8 protein-coding genes are annotated in these 22,644 nt (G+C 40.3%); all 8 read right to left on the reverse strand.

All coding sequences use genetic code 11. From position 1 onward, the window contains the following. Window positions 1–23: 23 nt before the first annotated feature. The gene (locus FLA105534_RS00290) at window positions 24–5,864 is read right to left on the reverse strand and encodes a non-ribosomal peptide synthetase (protein ID WP_173964056.1); all 5,841 of its coding nucleotides are present in this window, start codon (window positions 5,862–5,864) and stop codon (window positions 24–26) included. 48 nt (window positions 5,865–5,912) lie between these two features. After that, window positions 5,913–7,820 (reverse strand): type I polyketide synthase, encoded by a 1,908-nt coding sequence (locus FLA105534_RS00295; protein ID WP_173964057.1) that lies wholly within the window; start codon window positions 7,818–7,820, stop codon window positions 5,913–5,915. Between the two features lie 18 nt (window positions 7,821–7,838). Beyond that, on the reverse strand, window positions 7,839–12,863 hold the full coding sequence (locus FLA105534_RS00300) for a beta-ketoacyl synthase N-terminal-like domain-containing protein (RefSeq protein WP_173964058.1): 5,025 nt from the start codon (window positions 12,861–12,863) through the stop codon (window positions 7,839–7,841). Between the two features lie 19 nt (window positions 12,864–12,882). Further along, entirely contained in the window at window positions 12,883–16,788 is a 3,906-nt protein-coding gene (locus FLA105534_RS00305) for an AMP-binding protein (protein ID WP_173964059.1), read from the reverse strand. 37 nt (window positions 16,789–16,825) lie between these two features. Then, window positions 16,826–18,289: a flavin-containing monooxygenase gene (locus FLA105534_RS00310; RefSeq protein WP_173964060.1), complete on the reverse strand. Its 1,464-nt coding sequence runs from the start codon at window positions 18,287–18,289 to the stop codon at window positions 16,826–16,828. Between the two features lies 1 nt (window position 18,290). Further along, on the reverse strand, window positions 18,291–18,716 hold the full coding sequence (locus tag FLA105534_RS00315) for a hypothetical protein (protein ID WP_173964061.1): 426 nt from the start codon (window positions 18,714–18,716) through the stop codon (window positions 18,291–18,293). A gap of 103 nt (window positions 18,717–18,819) precedes the next feature. Beyond that, window positions 18,820–20,094 (reverse strand): DUF4374 domain-containing protein, encoded by a 1,275-nt coding sequence (locus FLA105534_RS00320; RefSeq protein ID WP_173964062.1) that lies wholly within the window; start codon window positions 20,092–20,094, stop codon window positions 18,820–18,822. Between the two features lie 10 nt (window positions 20,095–20,104). Further along, window positions 20,105–22,498, reverse strand: coding sequence for a TonB-dependent receptor (locus FLA105534_RS00325; RefSeq protein ID WP_173964063.1), 2,394 nt, complete (start codon window positions 22,496–22,498; stop codon window positions 20,105–20,107). Window positions 22,499–22,644 lie beyond the last annotated feature (146 nt).

Genomic DNA, 22,644 nt, shown 5'->3' on the forward strand with positions numbered 1-22,644 from the left:
TCTTTTTAATCTATATTGAGTTGCTAAAATTGATTTATAAGTGTTGTTGAATGGAGTTGAATTTCCCAGGTTTCTGCCTGTACCGTTTGATGTACCCAGGATTTATACAGGGCTACTATTTCTTCAAGTTGTTGCAGATCAAAAGCCTCTTCTACCACATCTAAATTGATCAGATATTCATCACCTCTGCGGTATATTTGATGATCGATTACGACTTGCGGCGTCTGGCTCACGGCATAGACTTCTTTGACTCCTTTTGGGAAGAAGTTGTTTTCAATATCGGCGGACTCACTGCTTAACAAACTGGTGTACACTACCGGCATGACTGCTTTTCCGGGATTGTTTTTGTTTAAAGTACGCAAGATTTCCAATCCGTTTTTGGCTCTGTGTTCGACCGCCTGCCATATTTGTTCTTGTATAGCATTGGCTTCCTTTAAGAAGGTTGCATCGTCGTGCGGGAAATACGAAATTAAAGCCACATTGGTAAAGTCTCCCATGACCTCGTTTACATCGGGATGCAGGCTTAAACGATTGAAAAGCGTCATGTTTAAAGTGAGTGCTTTTCCTCCGCTCCAGTGGGATAACAGTTTTGAAAAAAGGGTTGCAAATACGGCTGTGGCACTGAGCTTGTAATGTCCGGCTTTTGTATTTAAAATCGCAATGGCCTCATCTGACACCGCAAAGGTGTACCTTTTGAATTGTGGCTGTTCAATTTCAGAAAGTGGTTTTTTAAACGGTAAGGAAGGTCCCGCAGGCATATCCTTAAGTTTGGAATTCCAGTAGGTTTCCGCTTTTTGAATAAATTGCGTATGTTCCAGATGCCATGCCTTTTCATGAGCGATGTACTGTTTGAAAGTGTAATTTGGTTTTTTTACGTCCTGATCCTGATAGGCTTTAATAATTTCCCGCATCAATAGATCGGCACTCCAGGCATCAAGCAAAAGTAAATCGACACTAAGATGTAAAATAGTCTCGGCAGTATTGACCTGGCTGACTTCAAAGTGAAACATTGGCCATTGCCCTAAAGGATATTTGTGATGCGAACGTTGCGCTCTTATTTTTTGAGGATTTTCATCTGAAATTTTAATGGTATAATGGGGTTGTCCCGGTAAAACCCGTTGTGTACCATCTTCGTAAATGACCGTACGTAGTGCATCGTGCAGCTTAATGATATGATTGACTACTTTTTCTAATTTCGCTACATCCAGTTGTGGCCATTTTAGTTCACTGTAATAATGGGATCCGACATTTCCCAACTCAAAGTTGTTGTCCCTGCCCATTAAAAAGGCAGCTTGTATGGGAGTCAGATCAAATCGTTCGTGTTGTTTTTGATGTTTCTTATACGTTTCGGATTGTAAATAAGCGATTAAGTAAACTTTATTAGATTTTAAGTTTTCAAGCAGTTCATTGTCGAGTGCTCCTCCTGGCGCTTTAAATTTAAGTTTACCTTCTTCTACCCAAAGCTGTACTTCTTTTTGATCGCATTCGGCTACTAAGGAATTGAGAATGTAGGTCTGTTTTTGCCATTCCAGAGCTTCACGCGTTGTTTGCATAGCCGCTTTTTCCGATTGAAAATCGATAGCGCCGGCGATGAGTGTATGAATGTAGAAATGCTGTATAGAAAGGTCTAGATTGGCTCTGATTTGTTCGAAATCATATCCTCCCAACTGACAGGAACCTATATTGTAATGTGCACCGTCTGACTCCAATAATTGCGAAATAAGGCCACCTTCGAGCAGGCAGAATTTAAATGATTCTTTCTGATAAACAGGATAAACAGCCTCCATGTCTGCCATCATATGGACCGCAAAAGCGCCTTGTTCCAACCACTCATGATTAAAGTTGAGTTGAGTTGGTGATATCGTATTTTCATTGGAAAGAAGTACAAGTTCCTGGCTGTAAGGGTCAAAGTAATAATAACCTTCTTCTACATTTTCTACTTTGTTTTTTAAAACAGTCAGGTAAATCTGCACGGGATATATACCACCGGAAGAAGCATAATTGAACCGTTGATTTTGATCCAGGGCCTGAGCAGAGCAAAGATTTAAATAACCTTTGAATTCTTCAAACGAAACTGGCTTGTCGAGGAAATTACGGTAACTTTTTCGCCACTGACCGGGTAAATCAGGTGTTTTTGTTTCAGCCAGTGAAATTCGGTTGTTGGAAACGAGATCGCTGCGTTTTGCGATACGACTTTTTTTGTACGCTTGTCTGTCGTCTAGTTTGTCAATGAATTTTAGTCCGTTGAGGTACTTCATTTGTTCCGGTGTGTAAAGCAGAAACTGAGGCGGAATCGCCTGTATGTTGCCGGAAACTGTTTGAGCGTTGGCAGCCTCAATTTCTTCAAAACGGATGTCTTTTTCTTCATAGTAAGCAATAAGTTCTGTTGCTGAATCCAGTCTCACCATGTCACCTACTGCGGGACGATCCAGAAAAGAGGTTTCCAATTGATTGGCAAGACGAATAATATCGATAGAAGAAATTCCTAACTCACTAAACTGATCCTGTTCGTTTAAATCGGGTAAGTTAAATACTTCGCGAACGACTTTTAATACGGGATGTACAACACTATATTGCTTTTTGCCGTTTTTTATTTCTTTTTTAGCAGCAGATGTTTCCGAATTGGGTACTGTTTTTTGAGTCGCCTGTTGGATAAGTTTGTTTCGGTCAATTTTTCCATTAGGGGTGACCGGATAACTTTCCAGAGGAATAATGTTGTCCGGAATAATATACGGTGGGAGATATTCTGCCAACTGTTTTTTAAGAGCCGATTCCGAAAAAGTGGCAACAGTTGCTTTCACATAAGCCACCAGTTTTTTGTTGGCTGCTTTTTCTCCAATAGGAAGAATAACAGGATCTAAATTGGGATCGCATTTTTGAAAGGCCAATTGGATTTCGGCAATTTCAATACGATAACCATTGATTTTTAGTTGATCGTCTTTTCGACCTAAAAATTCTATAATTCCTTCTTCAATATATTGGCCGTAATCACCGGTGTCATACAGCCGAATATTTAGGGTTGGATGTATATAAAATGCTTGTTGGGTTAAGTCTTCACGGCCCCAATAGGCTACTGCAAGGCCTTTTCCGGCGATGTGTAGTTTTCCTTTAACAAACGTTGGACATGGACGTCCTGACTCATCTAAAATATAAAATTCCTGATTAGAAAGTGGGTATCCGTAAGGAATAGAACTCCAGTCTTCTTTTATTTGTTTTACTTCATAGAAATTGGACCAGATCGAAGCTTCAGTAGCTCCGCCCATGCTCACCAGACTTGTTTCGGGCAACAGTTTTTTCATTCTGTCAAAAGTAGAGAGGGGAATCCAGTCGCCTGATAAAAAGACTTTTTCTAAAGGAATTGTATTCTGGTCGGAAAGAGAATCCAATAAGATATTGAACAGTGCCGGAACAGAATTCCATACCGTAATCTGATGTTTGATGAGAAGAGATTTCCACTCTTTAGGATCAATACGTTCCTCTTCTGTAGGGATTACAAGTTTTCCACCTATTCCCAGAATTCCAAAAATATCATAAACAGACAAATCAAAGCTATAGGCCGAAACACCTAATACTGCGTCATCTTTGCTGACACCAAAACGTTTGTTAACATCTAAAACAGTATTTGTAGCGGCCTGGTGGCTAATCACAACTCCTTTAGGTTTTCCTGTTGATCCTGAGGTGAAGATGATGTAAGCAATAGCGTCGGGAAGAATGGCAGGTGGGGCAAAATCAAATTTTTCCCAGCTAAGGTCGGTGTCCTTGAGATACAGGAAGTTTTCAGTTTGAATAGCGTCTGGTTCAAATTCCTGATCCGTGATAAAACCGTGTGCCTCTGATTGCTGAATAATTTCAACAGTCCTGACTTGCGGATTGTTGTGTGACATTGGAATATAAGCCGCACCATATTGCACGATGCCGAGAATTACCGCAACAGATTCAAAAGATTTTTGCATCTGCACTACAATTCTGGCTCCTTTTGGTATGTTGTTTTTCTGCAATACTGCCGAAATATAATTGGCTTTTTCAACTAATTGTTGGTAAGAATAACACTTATCTTTAAACACAATAGCCTCCCTGTTAGGGGCTTCTTTAGCATGTTCCAGGATTTGCTCGTGCAAAAGGTATTCCGGATAGCTGTATTGCGTTTGGTTTACTAATCCATGTAAATAGCGCTGTTGCCCTGGTCTAAGGTCCTCTAGTGTCGATTCCCAAAAAGAGATTTCCTGTATGGCGTTTTCAATTAGATTGGTATAAGTTTCAAACATTTCCGCTGCGAGTCCAAAAGGGAATAGGGTGTTTAAAACATCCCATGCTACGACTTTATTTCCGTTTTTGGTCATTACTTGGGAATCTAACCAGACTTGTGGCGTTTGTGAAGAGGAATAACCTACTTCGCCAAACACGGCGGGATCGCCTAAATCGTTTTCGTCCTTGCTCAAACCTAATGCACTGGTGAATACTACCGGGTAAAAAAGGTCAGCAGATGGGTTTACGCGGTTTAATTCCTTCACAACTTCGATAGCAGAAAAACTTTTGTGTTCCAAATCTTCCTGCATTTGCCATTGCAATGCTTGAGCGTTTTCTCCCACGCTGCGTTTGAGGCAGTTTACGCTCAGAAGCGATAAATGGGTAAAATCACCAATTACTTTATCCATATCAGGATGAACGGGATCTCTTTCAAAAACAGTCAGCATTAATCCAAAATGTTGTCCGGCTCCCCAGGCAGAGAGTACTTCGGAGAAGATACTCATTAAAGCAGCGGTTGGGGTTAGTTTTTTCTGTGCCGCGTGTTTACAGAAGCTATCCCATTGTTCTTTTTCAAAGGTTTGTTCAAAGTGGGTAAACTCTTTTGCCGTATGGCCATATTCGCTGATCTGTTTTTTTACAGATAATTTAGGCGGAGCAGGTAAATTGTTTATCCGGCCTAGCCAATATGCTTTGTCTTTTTCGTAACGGTCAGAGTTTTTGCGGAGTTCAACGTATTGTAGGTAGTCGCGGAAAGAAGCTTTAATTTCCGGCATAGGTATTTTGCCTGAAGCGTTTTCCAATCGGTGCAAATATAAAAGCGATAAATCCCTCCAAAACAATCGAAGGCTTAAGGCATCACTGGCAATAAAATCCATACCAAAGTGAATGCGCCATTCGTTCTCGTACATTTCACTAACCCGAAGGTCAAACAACGGATTGTGGAGAAGAATAATCTGGCTGGCCATCTGTTCCCGAATTACAGCAAGGTGGTTTTGCAAATTCGGATTATTTTCCAGTTTGTACACAGGAAGGGTATAGGTCATTTCCGGAAGGATTTTCTGGAATCCATTTTCATCGACCCTTACCCGAAGCATTTCATGTCTTTGCACCAAATCGTTTACAGCTAATTGCAAAGCCTTTAGGTTAAGGTCTTTTGTATTCATTTCAAAATAGCCATAACAGCTGATACCACCCCATGGGAGTTCTGCATTTCTGCCCACGAGATAAGCATTTTGTATTGCACCAAGTTTGAAACGTTCGTACCGATGTTGTTCATCGTTTTGATACAAGTGTAGTGTAACATCCTCGGAAGAGGTCGGACTGTTTTGTTCCTCTATTTTTTCGATAAGGAAAGCTGCCCAGCTTTGCAAAGTGGGTTCTCTCAGGAAATCCGTATTTTTTACTTCGATTCCCAATTCTCTTTTCCAACGGCTCGTTAGATCGGTCATTGAAATGGAGTCTAATCCCAGTGTGTACAGATTTTCATCATCTTCAAGTTCTTCCAACTCGTCTTCATCTAGTTTTAACTCTTCCATCAGATTCTTTTGCAGGTATTCAAAAGCTTCTGAGATATTTTTAAGGGTGATTTTTTGTGGTATTTGTTCTATAGTTGTCATGGTATAGTTTGTAGAGGTGATCTTGTTGTGTTATACAAAGGCTACTACCTAGCTTTGGATTGTTTTCAAACCGAATACTTTTTCCTTAAACTGATAATTCGGAACATCAATTTTTCGCAGACCAGATCCCCGGTAATAGGATTTCCAGTCGGTTTTCTTTCCTTTTATCCAATCAGCAAAAACGTCTTGTTCCAAAGTCGGATTTGTTTTAGTGTCTAAAAAGTAAATCTCTTGTAAGCTCTTTTCCGGGGAATCCGTTGCCTGAGGCAGGTCAGCACTATTTCGCCATAAGTTCTTAACAGGAATTTCATTTGATTCATCGGCAAGGACGGTTTCCAGAATGTGCAGAGCTTCTTCTTTAGTAGCCGCCCAGATGACCTGTTTTTCTTTAAAATCGGCTCTGGAAACGTTATGACTATAGGACAGTTCATCCATATTCCGGTTTTCGTTTTCTTTAAGGAAAGAAACAAAAGCAACCCATTGATCTCTCAGGCAGGAAAGGCTTCGCGCACTGAAACGAAGTGGCCATTGGCGTACGGGATAAGCTGCTTTTTCATCGGCAGGCGCGACAGCAGTTTCGAATTCTTCCAATACAATATGGGCGTTGGTACCGCTTAAACCAAAAGAACTAATTGCTGCTGTTCTTGGTTTTTGAGATGTATTCCATTCTATTGTTCGGCGCGGAATCTCAATGCAGGATTCGGACCAGTTGATATGACCGGATGGGCTATTAAAATGCAGGTTGCCCGGAATCTTTTTGTTTTCCAATGCTAAAACGGTTTTAATAAACCCGGCTACTCCCGCAGCCGCCTCAAGATGTCCGAGGTTTGATTTAACAGTCCCTACAAATACAGGTGTTTTGCGTTCTTTGGGTAGTAAATGGATAATGGAGTTCATTTCGATAGGGTCACCAATTTCGGTACCTGTACCGTGTGCTTCAATGTAATCCGGACCCGTTTCGCTGAGACCGGCTTTTTTCCAAACCTCTCTTAAAAGCATTTCCTGTGAGGGCCCGTGCGGGACAGTGGGTCCCGAAGATAGTCCGCCCTGATTTACCCCTGAAGCCTTGATAACGGCATGAATATGATCACCATCCTTTAGAGCATCAGATAGTTTTTTTAAGACCACTACACCGCATCCTTCTCCGCGAACGGTTCCATTGGCAGCTGCATCAAACGATTTAGAACGGCAGTCCGGCGAAAGTATATTCAAAGAAGAGAATAGGGCAGTAGATTCCGGAAAGAGCAATAGATTTACTCCACCCGCAAGTGCCATTTTGCAATCATCCATCCATAAGCCTTTGCAGGCCTGATCGATACTTACCAATGACGACGAACAGGCGGTATCTGTTGTAATGCCGGGGCCTTGAAAACCAAAAAAATAACTCGCTCTGCCGGACAAAAAGGAGAATCCGTTTCCGGATACATCATAGGGATCGAATTGAGCCGTAAGTTTTCGTTCGGAAGTGAGTTGCTGCATATACTCCATAAGCATAATACCGGCATAAACTCCGGTTTTACTGCCTCGTAAGGAATCCGGTGCGTATCCCGCATTTTCGAGAGCCTCCCAGCAGACTTTTAAAAATAAGCGTTGTTGTGGATCTGTGCGTTCTGCTTCTCTGGGAGAAAAGCGAAATAAGCGGTGATCAAAATCTTCAATATCTTCTTCTAGATAACCCGCTTCTTTTAGAAAAGGGCTTTCCTGCCAAGCCCCGCCAAGAGAATGAGCTGCCCGTTTTTCAGGTGCGGGACCTATCAGGTCTTTTTGTTCTTGTAGGGCTTTCCAGAATTTTGCAGGTGTGCTGGCACCTTTTGGAAAGCGACAGGCCATACCTACTACAGCAATGGGTTCAAAAAGAGAAGTTTGGTTTTCTTCTACTTTTTTCTTCAGTCTTTTGATTTCTTCAAGGGCCTTTTTTATAATATCTGAGCGATCTGTGGTATTGTTATTTTCCATTGGAATTCTGTTTTGATATTAGTTAAGTTCCTCAAGTAAAAGTTGTAAAAGTTCCTCTTCGCTTTTTTCTTTTTCAAGAACGGGATCGGATGTCTTTTGAGTTAATTCGTCGAGGTGTTCACTCAGAAGATCAACAGTATTGTAGTCGTAAATAAGACTTACTGACAATTTGATTTTCAGAAGTTTTTCTAAAGTGGTGCGTATGCTAAGGGAATGAATAGAATCTAACCCTAATTCAAAAAGCGGGATGGTAGTATCTACATCATGAATGTCAATTTCCAGCTCTTCGGCCACCAGTTCTTTGATGATTTCCTGTAAAGGTCTGTCCGGACTGTAACTAAAATCTTGTCTGGCATCGTCCTTCGAAGGACTGTTTTGCTGCGCTAATGCGGATAAAAATTGATTGCGATTCGGTACTTGGTAAAGCGAGCTAAAGCGTTGCCAATCTACCTTCATGATGCTTGGTGTGACGAGTGTTGATTTTTCAACAAGTTCCAAAGCGTTGTCTGCCGCATCATACATGGGTAATGTCAAAATACCTAATGTTTCCAACTCTTGTGCTTCCTGTTCTTTCATCAGTCCTTTTTCTGCAAATCTTCCGAACCGCACTGAGAGGGTTCTTTTTCCCTGGAGATTTCGGTTAATGGCGAGACCATCTAACAGTAAGTTGGCACTGGAATACCCCGCTACACCTTCTCCTGACCAAAGTGAGGCGATGGAAGAAGTGTACAAAGTAAATCCGACATTGAAATCACCGAAGTGTTTGTCTAATTGTAGTGCTCCTTCGTATTTGGCTTTCCATTCTGTTTCGAGTTCTTCAGAAGTGGCATGAACTACTTTATTTCGGGTAACGGCTCCTGCTGCATGAATCAGATTAAGGGCTTTGACACCTTGCTTTTTTAGTAATTTGGCTATTGCAGCCATATCTTTAGTAACATCTACTTTTCCGCTAACGGCTGAAATGGAGATGCCTTTGGCGGCACATTTCTTAATGTACTCCCGAAATTCAAGTTGTGATTGACTCAGGTTGAAGGTGTCGGTTTGACTGTCTTCTATTTCAAGCCAGGCTGGATTTCGGGAAAGAAGATAGATTTTTTTGCATCCGAGCTGAACCAACTGTTCTGTAAATACACGTCCCATTTGTCCTAGTCCACCCGTAATTAAAACAGGATTGGTCCAGTCTCCTTTTGGTTGTAGGTTGTCGGGCAAAGAATCAATTTCGGTTGTCAGGATGGGTGTATAAAGCGTTTTTTCTCTTATGACCAACTGATCGTGGGCAGAAAAAACATCTTTGAACTGTGAATCCAATAACATAGGAGCTTCCTCAATAGAAGTGATGTCGATAACACCTTTCCATTTTTGTTTTCCTTCTATTGGCATCGTGCGGGCCAGTCCCCAAAGTGCTGTGTGAAAGGGATTCACTTGCTCCTCAGAATTGATCGCTATTCCTTTGATCGTACACAATCTGAAATTTAGATTTTTGGGTAGATTTAAGAGCAGGTCTTTGAATAAAGCGAACATCCGGGACAATCCTTTTATGTCGTCAATAGGCGGGGCAAACAGCATTAACTGTTCGTTGTTATGCAGACTTTTCAGGAGCCCGGTTATCTCTTTAAATGAAATTATATTGTGATCTAAAATCGTATTGCTTTCTTGTCCGAGCAACATAATTTGAGGAAGAGTAACAGCGGTTTTAGCCATTTCTGAAAATGTTTGTTGCGCTTGTTCCGCATTGATAAAAGCCCAAACTTCTTTTGAAACTACCAGATGATCAGGATTGGTTTTTGGCTGGTTGTTGGCAGTGTTAACGTCAAGTTTTTTCCACTTTTCGTCATAAACCGTTTTGTTTTCTTTTTCTGTTGAGAGGAACTCGCTTAAAATTTTGCGGACTTCCATAGAGGTAATGTCCATTAGAACAGTGCCTTCGGGATCACAGAAACGGAATTGTGCATTCATAGCATCAGACTCCATTTTTAATAGCATTCCGGAGGCATGAATAGTACCATGAAGGGGACGATAGAAATTTATTTCATCGTAACGGGACGGTACAAAAGGTTCCGAAAAATGTTCAAATGTTTTTGCCGAAAACAAACCGTGCATACAAGCATCTAGGAGTTCCGGAGCAGCAAACAAATTCATTGGCATTGTATGCTGTTTCACTACAGCTTTCATGCTGCGTTCATCAGATTGCAGTTGATTAATCAGACGAAACTCAGGACCATATTGCACGCCCCAAAGGTTTAAATAGTCGTAAAATGCAGTTGTATCTACGGGAGTTAAGAGGGGCTCGTTAGAAGTGGATACTGTCTTTTTATTTTGTGTTGAGGTACTCTCAGAGCGAAGTCCGAAACTGCCTTTTATGTGAATCGCCCACTCTTGTTGCTCTTTGCGACTCTTAATTTCCCAAGAGCCACTGGTAGAAAAAGGTTCTTCGGTATTTTTTGTTTCATACGTTAAATCCAGTTTTACTTCTCGTTTTTCATCCAATGAACTGAAACTCATGGGTTGAAAAATTTGCACATTTTTTAGCTTGATTTGTTGGTCTTTTTTAAGATAAAATAAGGCTTCGCAGATCATAGAAAGATAACCGGCACCCGGAAAAATATAGGTTTCGTTGACCAGATGGTCTTTAATGAAAAGATCTTGCTCAGGACTGAAAAAGGAATGAAAGCTTTTTCGGTTGTCTTGTTCATTTGTTATCTGATGATGCAAAATGGAAGCGATAAAATTATTCTGCCCTGACTTCTGAAAGTTGGACGGATCTTTTCTGCTGTTGATTTTGTACGACTCAGAAATGTAGGTGGCAGTGGCAAGTGGCGTTGGAGGAAGTGGAATTTTTTTGAAGACTGTGTTTCCTAATAGTTGTATCCAGTCAATTTCAACTCCTTTTGCGTAACCGTATAGCAGAAAATCAGGTAATTGCGCAACCATTTCTGTTTGGGTTATGGATAACGATTTTGTATCATTAAGAACATTCAATGTGATCGTCTTTGCAGAAGCATCGTCTTTTTTAGCAAGCCAGAATTCTTTATTGGAGGCTTTTTCTAATTTTTCCCAATGTTTATTTCCGGTACCGAATCTAATCTTGTCAAGTAGTTGGTTTCGTTTTAACCCATTTTCCAGAATATAAAGCAGTAAAGATTCTTCAAAGCTTATTAATTCACTGAAAACCGCTCCGAGATAATCGCCTTCGCCGGATGTGTTCAATAATACATCGGTTTTTAATACGGACACGATCGTATCGGACCATATAAAGGCCTGAGAAAAATGAATAATTTTTCGTTCTGTTTCTGTAGCAGGACATGCTGTTAGTTCGTATAGCGATTTGCCAAGTAAATTGGTCAGCATACGATCTGTTTTTGTGATGGATGGGACAAATAACTTCTGCTCCTTCCAGATTTGAAGATATTCAGGTTGGAAGTCGGTAAAGTTTGCGATCGTCAAAACCATCTGATTGGTTTTTCTTTTTCTTTGCAGAGCAACGTTCTCAAAGGCATTTTGTACTCCATTTTGGTATTTTTCCAGTTCTTGAATGAATTCCTCAGTGGTCGTGAAGCTGGCATAAATCGACTCTTCAAATACCTCACGTCCGGTTAGGAATGTGTGGGATAGCGATGCGATAGAAATGTTTGGGTTGATACTGTAAAGAAGGGAAGAAATATAGTGTTTTAAGGTGGTTTCATTTTGTGCGGAAATGAGAATCGGCCATTTCATCGCTGATATATCAGTTAAATAATTTTCGTTTTGCTGAGGAGCTTTACCCAATATAGCATGAACGTTGGCTCCCGTCATACTAAAGGCACTTACACCAATAAATTTTTTATCGGTTTCCCACGCTCTGTTTTCTTTAACCGGTTCGATAGGTTTTTCATTCCATTTAAAACCGGGATTCAGTTCTTCTAAATGCAATCCGGCAGGGATGCAATTGTTTTTAAGAATTAACAATGATTTTATTAACGAAGCGACTCCCGCTGCGGGTTCCAGATGCCCAATATTAGATTTAACGGAGCCTACGTAAAGCGGATTTAAAGGTGATTTTGAGGCTTCAAAGACTTGGTTAAGACCTTCGAGTTCTACGGGATCTCCCAAGTACGTGCCGGTACCATGTGCTTCAATATAACCAATGTCTTCAGGAGAAAGCCCGGCTTTTTCAAGACAGGATTCTATAAGTTTTACCTGTGCTTTGCCGTTGGGTGCGGTTAATCCGTTACTACGGCCATCATGGTTGGTAGCGGTAGCTTCCACAGTACCATAAATATAATCGCCATCGCGTTCAGCATCTTCCAGTCGTTTAAGGAGCAGAACTCCTACGCCTTCGCCCCTTATGTAACCATCGGCTTGTTTAGAGAAAGCCTGACATTTGGCAGACTTTGATAAAGCCCCCATTTGTGCTAAGGCAACTAAAGCATGAGGAGATAGTATACAATTAACACCTCCTGAAAGGGCATAATCACATTCTTTATTGAGAAGGCTTTGACAGGCTAGATGTAGAGTCATGAGCGAAGAAGAACAAATAGTGTCAAGCTGTATAGCAGGGCCGTTTAGCCCCAACAAATAGGCGACTCTGCCTGCGGCAATTGCATTAACAGTTCCCAATGGATTTGCAGCTGTAAAACCGTTTACGCCATTTGGAGCGATATCGAAATCATAATAATCACGATAACTCAAACCAAAGAAGGCGCCTGTTTTTTCTTTTATAGCATCAATTTTGTAACCTGCATTTTGAATACTGTTCCAGGAAGACTGGATCAGAAGTCGCTGTTGCGGGTCGATGTCAGCTGCTTCTTTTTCTGACATGCCGAAGCTCTGAGGTGAGAAATCAAAAACATCGGAAATAAAACCGGCACGATCGACAAATGTTTTTCCTTTGCCACCCTGTGCATCATAATAAAAGGAATGATCCCAACGATCCGAAGGGATTGGGATGATGCCGTCTTTTTTATGTAAAAGGGCTTCCCAAAATTGATCAGGACCATTGGATTGTCCCGGAAATTTACAATCTAAACCAATGACAGCTATCTTATTTTTATTGACGTTGCTCATATGTTTCTGTTTTTGATTATCATTTTATTTCGTCTTCCAGTAGTCCTTTTAAAAAGGCATTATCGACACCATTATTTTCATTTTCCTTGATTACGGTATGTTCGGAAGGTTTGATTTCAAATTCACACAGATAGGTCGCCAGTTCGGCTACTGTTGAATAACTCCAGATGATCGACGGTTCGATGTGAATGGCATAATATGAATTGATGTCGCTTATAAAACGTATGGATAAGGACGAGTCGAGTCCATATTCTGAAAAAGAAGTGGCAGGGGCAAAGTGCCCGCTTTCAATTTCGGCTTCTTTTTCTAACCAGTTGTAGATCCAGGACTCCATTTCTTTAACGGCTTTATTTATTAGCAGCAATTGAGAATTGCTTTGCAGGACAGCAGAAGAACTTTCTGCCAAAAATGAAGCAGTATTTCCAACGTTACTTTCTTCCTCTGTTTGGTGTTTGGAATTTTGTGTTTCTATTGTACGCAAATCCCGAAATGGGGAATGTACAGCAGCATCATGAAGTACGGGTTGTGTATAAATAGTCTGGTGGTCTTTTAGTAAATGATTGAATTGTGATTCAAATTGTTGTTTAACAAGCAGACTGGTATCAAATTCAAGTGCCTCCGCTGTGAGAGTTTTGATCTTTTTCTCCAGCCATTTTTTGGCGTGGGAGGAAATACCGTCTCCACACATCCACAGTATCAATTGACAGTTTAGTACTTCACCAAAAGCATATTTGGCAAACTTTCTGTTCTTCTGAAGATCCTGCTGCCCGTCATTAGCTGTTGTATGATGTTCGAACTGCTGTTTGACAAGTTGTATTTTTTCGCTTTGAATGGCGGGATTAATGGTTACATTTTGGTTGAGCAGGAAATTTAATGTTTCGTTGATACTTTCATCAGAACGTCCTCCCAAATCAGCAATCAGCGATTCTGAAGGGCCTTCAAAAATTCGCAATACACGGGCATCACGAAAAAGCTGCGAAATACCGTTGTGTTCCGAATAGCCTCTGGCGGCAGTGATCTGCATTAGGAAATCAACACCTTTCCAGGTTTCTTCTGTTGAAAAAACCTTGCCGGCACTGATCAGCATATCCGGCAGAAGCAGTTCTTCATCTTTCCATTTCAGAAGCTTGGATTGGCACGTTTCAATTATTTCCAGCACTAGTAATAGTTGGTGGAGCTGTTTAAGAACCACAGGTTGGTCCATAAGGTATCCGGAGTTGATTTCTCTGTTTTCCGCCCATCTTTTTGATCTGGATAAAACGGTTTTCAAGATTCCGATGCACATAGAATTAATTCCTATACGCCCCATTGCTACGACTTCTTGCAGAATTTCTGCTCCTTTGCCTATTTCGCCCAGTATATGTGATTCCGGAAGGCTAACCTCATTTAGTACAAAATGACCTTGTACGGAGCCACGCATTCCCAGAGTCATGCATTCCTCTATATGACTCAGTCCGGGTGTTCCCTGTGGCACTAAAAAGGCAGATTGTCCGAGATATTTTCCGTTTTGATCCTGTGTATGTGCAATGACAGTCAGATAACTTGCCCATGACGAAGAACCAACCCAGCATTTTTCACCATTTAAGATCCAATTGCCATCCGGTTGTTTTTGAGCAAAAGTTTTACCTGCATTGGGGTTGCTTCCCGCTCCGGGTTCAGTAAGTGCAAAGCTGGCTGTTCCTTTGCCAGTGGCTAATTCCTGAACAACTTTGTCCTTAATTTCTGCTCTGGCAAATTGTACGATGGGGTGTAGCCCGAGTATATTGTGAAGGCTCACGAACAATCCCAGTGTTAAATCTGCCGAAGAGATCATTTCGATAAAACGGCTTGTTTGACTCAGATTGAATCCCAGACCACCGTATCGCGGTGAAACCATAAGCCCCATAAGTCCCATGCGGGCAAATTCGGTCATGATATAGGGCGGAATTGTACGTCTTTCGTCAATGGCATAACTATCGACTCTGGTTTCAAGAAAATGTTGTAATTCTCCCGTTATTTGCTGTAACAGTTGTTTTTGCTGATCAGTTGAAGCGGAATCCGGTTCTTTTTTAGAGGGCGTTGCTCCCAGATGTGAGGTATGTAGAATGTTGGGCCATAGGTCGAGTTCAGTAGTACGTTTGGCAAGTCGTCTTTGAATTTTTCCACTGGTAGTTCGGGGAACATGCATTGGAGAAACAAAAAGAATGGCTTCTATTGCGATGCCGTGTTCTTTTAAAACAGCCGTGCGTATCGCTTTCGTATAGTCATCAAATTGGGGAGACAGAACCGCAGTACGGGTTAATTCCTGAACGATGTAACAACATTCATTTCCTTGTTTGTTCATGGCAAAAGCAGCTGCACCGTCGATCCTTAAATCAGGATGGGAATAATAAGAGGTACGCTCTAAATCCTGAGGGTAATAATTTAACCCTCTTATGATAATGAGATCTTTAATTCTGCCGACAATGTATATCTGTCCGTCCTCATCCTTGAAGGTTAAGTCACCTGTTCGCAGATAAGTAGTGTGATCCGAACAGGAGTAAAAATAACTTTCGGAAGTAGCTTTTTTATTTTCATAATAGCCATTTGTCACAGATGGTCCGGAGAACCATAATTCACCAATCGCAAAAGGAGATTGTGTCTGGAGTTTTGAGATCGAATCCGGTAGTTCTGCTTCCAGATCCGAAATAGCAATAATGTCAATACTATGTTTGTTAATTACTTGTCCGTTGGCTACGAGATAGACTGCTCCTTCTTCTTCGTGAAAATCCTGACCGGTTTCCATAAAACCGCTTTGCAGCAGGATGACCGTATTGTTTTTGAGTGCTTCTTTATCAACTTTTAACCATTTTACCTTTTCTCCTTGTTTAAGTACAGAAACAGTTAAAGTAGCTTCTGCTAAACCATAACCGGGAGAAACGATATGATTGCCGGCGCCAAACAATGAGATTGCATTTTGGAAATTGCAAATAGTCTGAAAACGAATAGGTTCAGCTCCGGAAGCGCATACTTTCAGGTTTTTTAGTGAAATTTCTGTTGGAGTATTGGTGGCTTTTAGATCATGATGCAACTGTACAAGTTTATCGGCAACCAGCTGATAAGCAAAATTGGGGCCTCCTGTGTGCGTAGCTTTCCATTTGCTGAGTGCATTAACCCAATTAAGCGGTTTACTCATGAAGTCTTCGGGTCTCAGTAAATAAAGGGTACTCGCATTGTAAATGGTTTGAACTATAAATAATATTAACCCCATATCATGATAAAAGGGAAGCCAGCTCACCAGTACACTTTCTGAAGTGATGTTCATGTAGTTTTTGGACCCTTCTGAATTTTGTATCAGGGAGTTTTGTGTTACAACAACTCCTTTTGGATTTCCTGTGGAGCCGGAGGTGTATTGCAAGAAAGCTGTAGGATGTATATCGGGTTGGTCTGTAAAAGGAGTTTCGGAGGTATTAGAGGAGGCGATTTTTACTTGGATTAAGAGTATGTTGCGGAGTAATTCGGATCTGCTTAAACTCTGAATCAATCTGGAACTGCTTTTTTCACCGGAGGCAATAGCCTTGGGCTGACATTCTTTTGCAATATTTTCCCATTTGTCTAAAGGTTTTAGTCGTCCGGGCATGTTGAGTGGTACGGGGATAGCGCCAATCCACTGGCAAGCGAAAAAGGCGATGATGAATTCAATGCCCTGATCAAAAATCAAAAGGCAACGATCTCCTTTTTTTATCTCTCTGTTTTTAAAAACCTGAGCCTGTTGCTGTACCTGATTTAAAAATTCAGAATAGGTCAGGGGAGTTTCCTGAAGGTTACTGTCTACATCGCTGAATACTATTTTGTCCGGACACTTTATACTCCCCTCGATCAGAAAATCAATGAGACAGCCAGCATCTTCTTCAATGGTTAGCGTATCTGATTTGTGAGGAGCAAGTTTGGGGTGACTTTTTTCCATGTCAGTATTGTTGGGTTAGTTGATTGATGATTTGTTTTTAGTGACAAAAGGTATAGGCCGATTCGTCTACCACTTTTGTGAGTTTTTGGTATTCTTTGGCTTTACCGGGCCAGTTGTTGACGATAACATCGCCGTTTTTGTACCAACTGTTTTTTACCTGGGCCCAAGCTGTTTTTTTCATTCGTTCATTCACCTGGTTTGTAAATCCTTTTTGTGAGTCAGGTTTTACATCCATATATTTCAATTTATTTTCTGAAATCAAATGGAGACATTCAGAGATATAGTGCGCCTGACTTTCTACCATGAGCAAGACAGAGCTGTGTCCCAGATTTGTATTTGGACCGTACATCATGAAGAAATTGGGGAAACCTGCGGTGGTGATTCCGAGATAAGTTTCGGTCGATTTTTCCCATGCCTCGCTAATCGAATTTCCGTTTAAACCATAGATATCCAGTCCTTTTAAAAAAGGATTACTTTCGAAACCTGTAGCATATATGATAACGTCCAGAGGAATTTTATTTCCTGAGGAAGTAACAACACCATCTTCTGTTAGATGTGAGATACCTTCATCGTTTACAGTTACATTTTCTTTTGCCAGAGCAGGGTAATAGTCATCGGACAAAAGAACACGAACGGCGCCCATAGGATAATCCGGTGTTAGTTTTTTCAATAATTCCGGATCTTTGATTGCTTTTTTGAGATGGCTCATGCTTATGCCTTGCCAAACCTTTTTCCAGAATTTGTTTTGTCCCATCAAATGGTAAAACAAACCGTTGAAAGTGTTATTCGAATGGCGGGCCCAATGGAGCAGAAAAGGGTATTTTTGGTGCAAATGCCTGTCTTTATTGCTGTATGAGGCGTTTTTCTTAGGTAACAACCATTTGGCACTACGCTGAAAAACAGTCAACGCTTTTACCTGCGGAACAATTTTCGGAATAAATTGAATAGCACTGGCCGCATTGCCTATCACTGCTACACGTTTTCCGTTCAGATCTACAGCATGATTCCATCGTGCCGAATGCCAGGTCGTTCCTTTAAAAATTTCTTTTCCTTTAAAATTTGGAATCTTGGGATGATCCAACTGGCCGACCGCCATAATCAGAAATCGGGCGGCATAGGCGTCACCTTGTTTGGTTTTTATTTCCCAATGCCCTTCTTTTTCAAGAAAAGAAGAAGATGAAAATTCCTTTTCTGTGAGAATATGATCTCTTAATCCGTTCTTTTCGACATTGAATTTAAGATAGTCGAGAATTTGTGGTTGATCAGACCATTTTTTCTTCCAATTCGGGAAGGGTTCAAAAGAATAGCTGTACAAGGAAGAGGGCACATCACATTCTGCTCCCGGATAGGTGTTGTCTCTCCAGGTACCTCCAATGTCTTTTGCTTTTTCGAGAATAATAAAAGAGTTTATTCCACGCTTTTTTAAGCTAATAGCCATTGAAATACCCGAAAATCCCGATCCAACAATTACAGCTTCGTAAACGATATGATTTGTGGCCATCTTACTTACTTTGCGGGTTGACAACCAATTGCTTTAAGCGATCGGTTTCATAGAAAACCAGGATAAAATTCAAGATAGAAACGACCATTCCCGAAGCGAAAAAGCCCGGATGTACAGGTGGGTTGTCATGAATAATATGGATTAAAAAGATATTGACAGCAAAGGGAAGATAGAACAACAAACCAATCCACCAATATTTTTTGGTTACGAGCAACAGGCCGGCAACTAGCTGTGCTAAACGGACAAAGACTCCTAAATAACTTAACATAATGGCATTGTGTAGGTTGCGAAAAGTTTCTCCGAATAACAGGATACCTTCACTTTGTGGGTTATAACCTTCTGTAAACATGGCGTAGGTTCCTATTGTACCAAAGAGTATAAGAATTACGGCAAAAATGTACCGCAGTACAAGCATCGTTTTTTTCATAAGATTTTTTTTTTGATTAACGAATAGTCGACTTAATAAGCTGTGTCAAAAGGTAATGAGCATCCGGGTGGGTATCTCGGATGCTCAAAAGTAATGCGAGGTATTATTTTAATCCCAGAATATGAGAAATACCGGTTGTAGTGACCGCTTTAGTTTTGCTAAAATCGTTTAGGTTGATTTTATTGATGTAGTTGGTGGTTTTATTAGCAAATGGAACATAAGCAAAACCGTTTGCAAAATAACATCTTGCCACTTTACCACTATTGGTATATTCATCATCCAGTTTCTTTGCTGTTTTAGCATTCAGGTCAAAACTCCACCAACGGAAAACAGGATCTGTATTATAAGAGTACGGATTGTTTGGATCCAGTTTTGTCGGATCCAGTACGGTTGCCAGGAATTTACCGTTTCCATAATACTCAAAATTGGTGACCGAGTTACCGTTTCCTTGTGATACCGTTTCTAAGTCAAAATAGTAATTGGCATCAAAAGCAGTAGCTCCGTTTTTAATTCGTAATAAACAGGCTGGTTTGCCTATCGCAGATCGCGCGCCGCCAAAAACGTTATGACACAATACATAAATATCTCCGTTTTCGGTTTTATTCATATAATAAACCCCGCCTCCGGTATTCCAGGCACCTGTAAAAGAACCACGGTCATCTGTAATCACTTTAACTAAAGCAGCCGAATTACCTGAAACAGAATTATTCACTTTTGTAAGATCTATTACAAGGATATCGCAGCTAGTTGTAGCCGGAGTAAAGGTGTTAAAATCATACATAGCATACAAAGCTGCATACATATAATTCCCGTTGATGATAATCTCGGTAACGCCTTCGGCCTTAATGGTTGCTCCGGTAGTTGGGAAATTGGTCACTTTACCTATCCTTGACAGAGTAGAGCAATCGATAACCCCTGTTTTTACCATGGTGGTAGGATTAAAAATTACTATTTTTCCTGATCCTCCAATGTAGGCCGTATTTTCATCTTTGAAAGAAATATTTCCCTGGAATCCCAATTCCGCAACGCTGATAGATCCTGTTTTTTGTCCTAGATTTCCGTTTGATAAAGTCCATCTGGTGATTAAGCCATTTTGGTAATCGTTTACATATACTGCTTTTTTAAACTCATAAACGCCTCCCGAATGCGAAGCAGAAATTTCGTGAGCATTAGCGTTATTGATTGTTCCTGTAACATCCGGTGAGTCCATTTTCTGCATATAAGCAGCAAAAGATCTGCCGTCTGCATTTTGTGGTCTTGTAATTAAGGCATAATTAGCCGATGTATTTGTCGTTGTTGGCTCTGTCTTGTCGTCATTGCTGCTACAAGATGAAAATGCTAACAATGTAAAAAGTAAAAGGGTAAATTTGTTTGTCATTTTTTCATGATTATTGTTTGGTTAATATATAAGCGATTTTTCCATAAAAGCTCCTCCCGGGTTTTTGAACAGAGAAGTTATCGTATAACCTTGCATCGGTTATGTTTTTGCAATCAACCGCAAAGCTCCATCGTGCATTTTTTGAATGAATTGAGATTGAAATGTCATTTATAAGTTGAGACGGAATGGTTACTTTGGAGGATTTTTTACCGTTAATGGCCCAAGTGAGGAAATACTCATGTACATAGGACGAGGTATATAAAAATTTGAAATAATAGTTTCGTTTATTCCCCGGGTTTAGGGTGTATGATCCTTGAAAATTGCTGAATAGGTACGGAGTATTTGGAATTCGTGCTCCGATATAGTCGGCTGTAAAAATTCCCAGATCATCTACAGCTGCCAACCGTATGTCCTGATACGTTGTGTTTAGGCTCAGGTCAATTGTATTCGTTGGTTTGTATTGTAAAAACCATTCACCACCAATAGTAGTAGTTTGTAATAAATTGGTGTAAGCTGCTAATGAATTGGAAAATGAAGTCAGTATAATTCGGTTTTTGGTGTTTCTGTAAAAGCCACCAATGCCCGTAAAGATCTTTTCATTTAATGCTTTAAATTGTATTTTAATATTGAGGTTATGACTGGTAGCCGATTTTAGATTGGGATTCGGGCTAACGGTGATATAGTCACCAAATATTTCTCTGCTATCGGGTTGACGAACAGCATATTCATATCCCGGAATGATGGCTATTTTTGGACTGACAACCCATTTGAAAACCTGACCAAAGCCAATATCGGAAGAAGAGGAGGTGCTAATTTTATCAAATTCATTGGTGATCTTAAAGCTTACTCCGCGTACTTTGCTGTAATAATGTTTTAATGACGTAGTACTAATTAAGCGGCCGTTTAGAAATTTTGATTCCAGTGAAGTTCCAAAGAAATTATTGATAAGCATTTGAGGTTCTTTAAAAGGATCTTCTTTGTAAGTAGCTGCACCTGCTTTGTCTTCGCCTGTTAATTCCCTTTTTGTGGTAAAAAGGTTGGCGTTTATTCGGTAATTTTCTCCAATTCTGAAAAAAGCATTTTCTCTTGCATACAAAACTTTTTGAATTATTTTGGGCGTGATGCCTTGACTATATAAACCGCTTTCGCCTTTATTTTGCCCTTCGATATAGTTACCGTCCCAAAAGTAGATGCGTGAAGAAAGATCTTCAAAATAGGTTTGTTCGAAATTATATCCGGTCGTTATATCAATTTGCCAGCTGTTTTTTTTCGAACTTGATTTTTTCCAGTTCAATGCTGCACCTCCGGTATATTCGGTAGAAAACGGTTCTCCCCAAGGCTTCAGAGCCGTAATTCCGTGTTGCCATTCTTTATGGGTGTAAGTAAAGGAAGAAATGAATTTTAGATGGTCTGCCCAGCTTAAGTCTTTAAAACCGACTTGTACTTTGGCTAAACCAAAATCGTATTTATCATTAAATCTTCTGGCTCGTCCTTTTTTGGTATTGTATAAATCGTCAGCTACAACCTCTACATCGTCCATCCAGTAATCATTGTCGGAATGACGATAAACAGCATCAACACCTGCAAAGAATTTTTTGTTTTTGAACGGGTGAGAATAGGAGCTAAGAGTAGCTTCATGTGTATTCCAGGAACCATAGGAGTATCCTGCACCTAAAAAATCCTTGTCATTTTTTCTTGTAACAATGTTGATTACGCCTCCTAAAGCATCAGAGCCAAACCGTATGGGGACGAGTCCTTTATATATTTCAACTCTATCAATCATGTTGGTGGTAAGGTTTTGAAGTTCAAAACCACGACCTAAGAGGTAAACCGGAATTTCATCCACAAACACACGGACATCTTTACCGTCTATGCCATTAAGATTAATATTTAATGCGCTGCCCATACCGCCTTGTTGCTGTATTCGCAACCCCGATGCTAAGTTTATTGCTTCAACTACAGATTTAGAGGTGCTATTGAATTCTTTGAAGTCGATTACCTCAGGAGCGTAGAGCGACTCGCGAATTTTTTGAGAAGCCGAAAGTTTGGTTTTTGCCACGACTATTTCGTCAAGTTCATGTGCTGATTTCTGAAGGATAATGTTTAAAGTGTTTTGCTCTTCCTTTATCTGAATTTTGAGATTGACCTTTTTAAAGGAAAAGCTTTCTACCCCAACAATATAATTTCCTGGTTTTTCTTGAATTAGTACTTGTCCGTTTGTATCCGTTTGCTGTTGGAAAACCAAATTCTGGTTTGCTTTAACAGTGACTAGTACGCCGACAATGGGTTGTTTGAATTCATTTGTAATATTCAGGACAACCTGTGCATCGGCCCGTTTAATTGAAAAAGTAAATAAAAAAAGAAAAAAGGTTAATTTGTTAAGGACTATGCTCTCAGAGATCATAATGTGATGCTATTTTTAATTAGTCCAAATATAAATAAATATATTGAATAAAAGAGAAATGTAGGTGATTTATTTGTAAGAAATTTTTATTTAGGTTTTTTCGGAGTATTTAAAGAAGTTATATATATATGATATATAGTGATTTA

The sequence above is a fragment of the Flavobacterium collinsii genome (assembly GCF_902804485.1).
GTDB lineage: Bacteria > Bacteroidota > Bacteroidia > Flavobacteriales > Flavobacteriaceae > Flavobacterium > Flavobacterium collinsii.

What these genes read in the sequence shown, in the direction of transcription:
- FLA105534_RS00325 (WP_173964063.1), bottom strand. Translation starts at nt 22,498, where the DNA reads ATGATCTCTGAGAGCATAGTCCTTAACAAATTAACCTTTTTTCTTTTT.
- FLA105534_RS00300 (WP_173964058.1), bottom strand. Translation starts at nt 12,863, where the DNA reads ATGAGCAACGTCAATAAAAATAAGATAGCTGTCATTGGTTTAGATTGT.
- FLA105534_RS00315 (WP_173964061.1), bottom strand. Translation starts at nt 18,716, where the DNA reads ATGAAAAAAACGATGCTTGTACTGCGGTACATTTTTGCCGTAATTCTT.
- FLA105534_RS00295 (WP_173964057.1), bottom strand. Translation starts at nt 7,820, where the DNA reads ATGGAAAATAACAATACCACAGATCGCTCAGATATTATAAAAAAGGCC.
- FLA105534_RS00310 (WP_173964060.1), bottom strand. Translation starts at nt 18,289, where the DNA reads ATGGCCACAAATCATATCGTTTACGAAGCTGTAATTGTTGGATCGGGA.
- FLA105534_RS00320 (WP_173964062.1), bottom strand. Translation starts at nt 20,094, where the DNA reads ATGACAAACAAATTTACCCTTTTACTTTTTACATTGTTAGCATTTTCA.
- FLA105534_RS00305 (WP_173964059.1), bottom strand. Translation starts at nt 16,788, where the DNA reads ATGGAAAAAAGTCACCCCAAACTTGCTCCTCACAAATCAGATACGCTA.
- FLA105534_RS00290 (WP_173964056.1), bottom strand. Translation starts at nt 5,864, where the DNA reads ATGACAACTATAGAACAAATACCACAAAAAATCACCCTTAAAAATATC.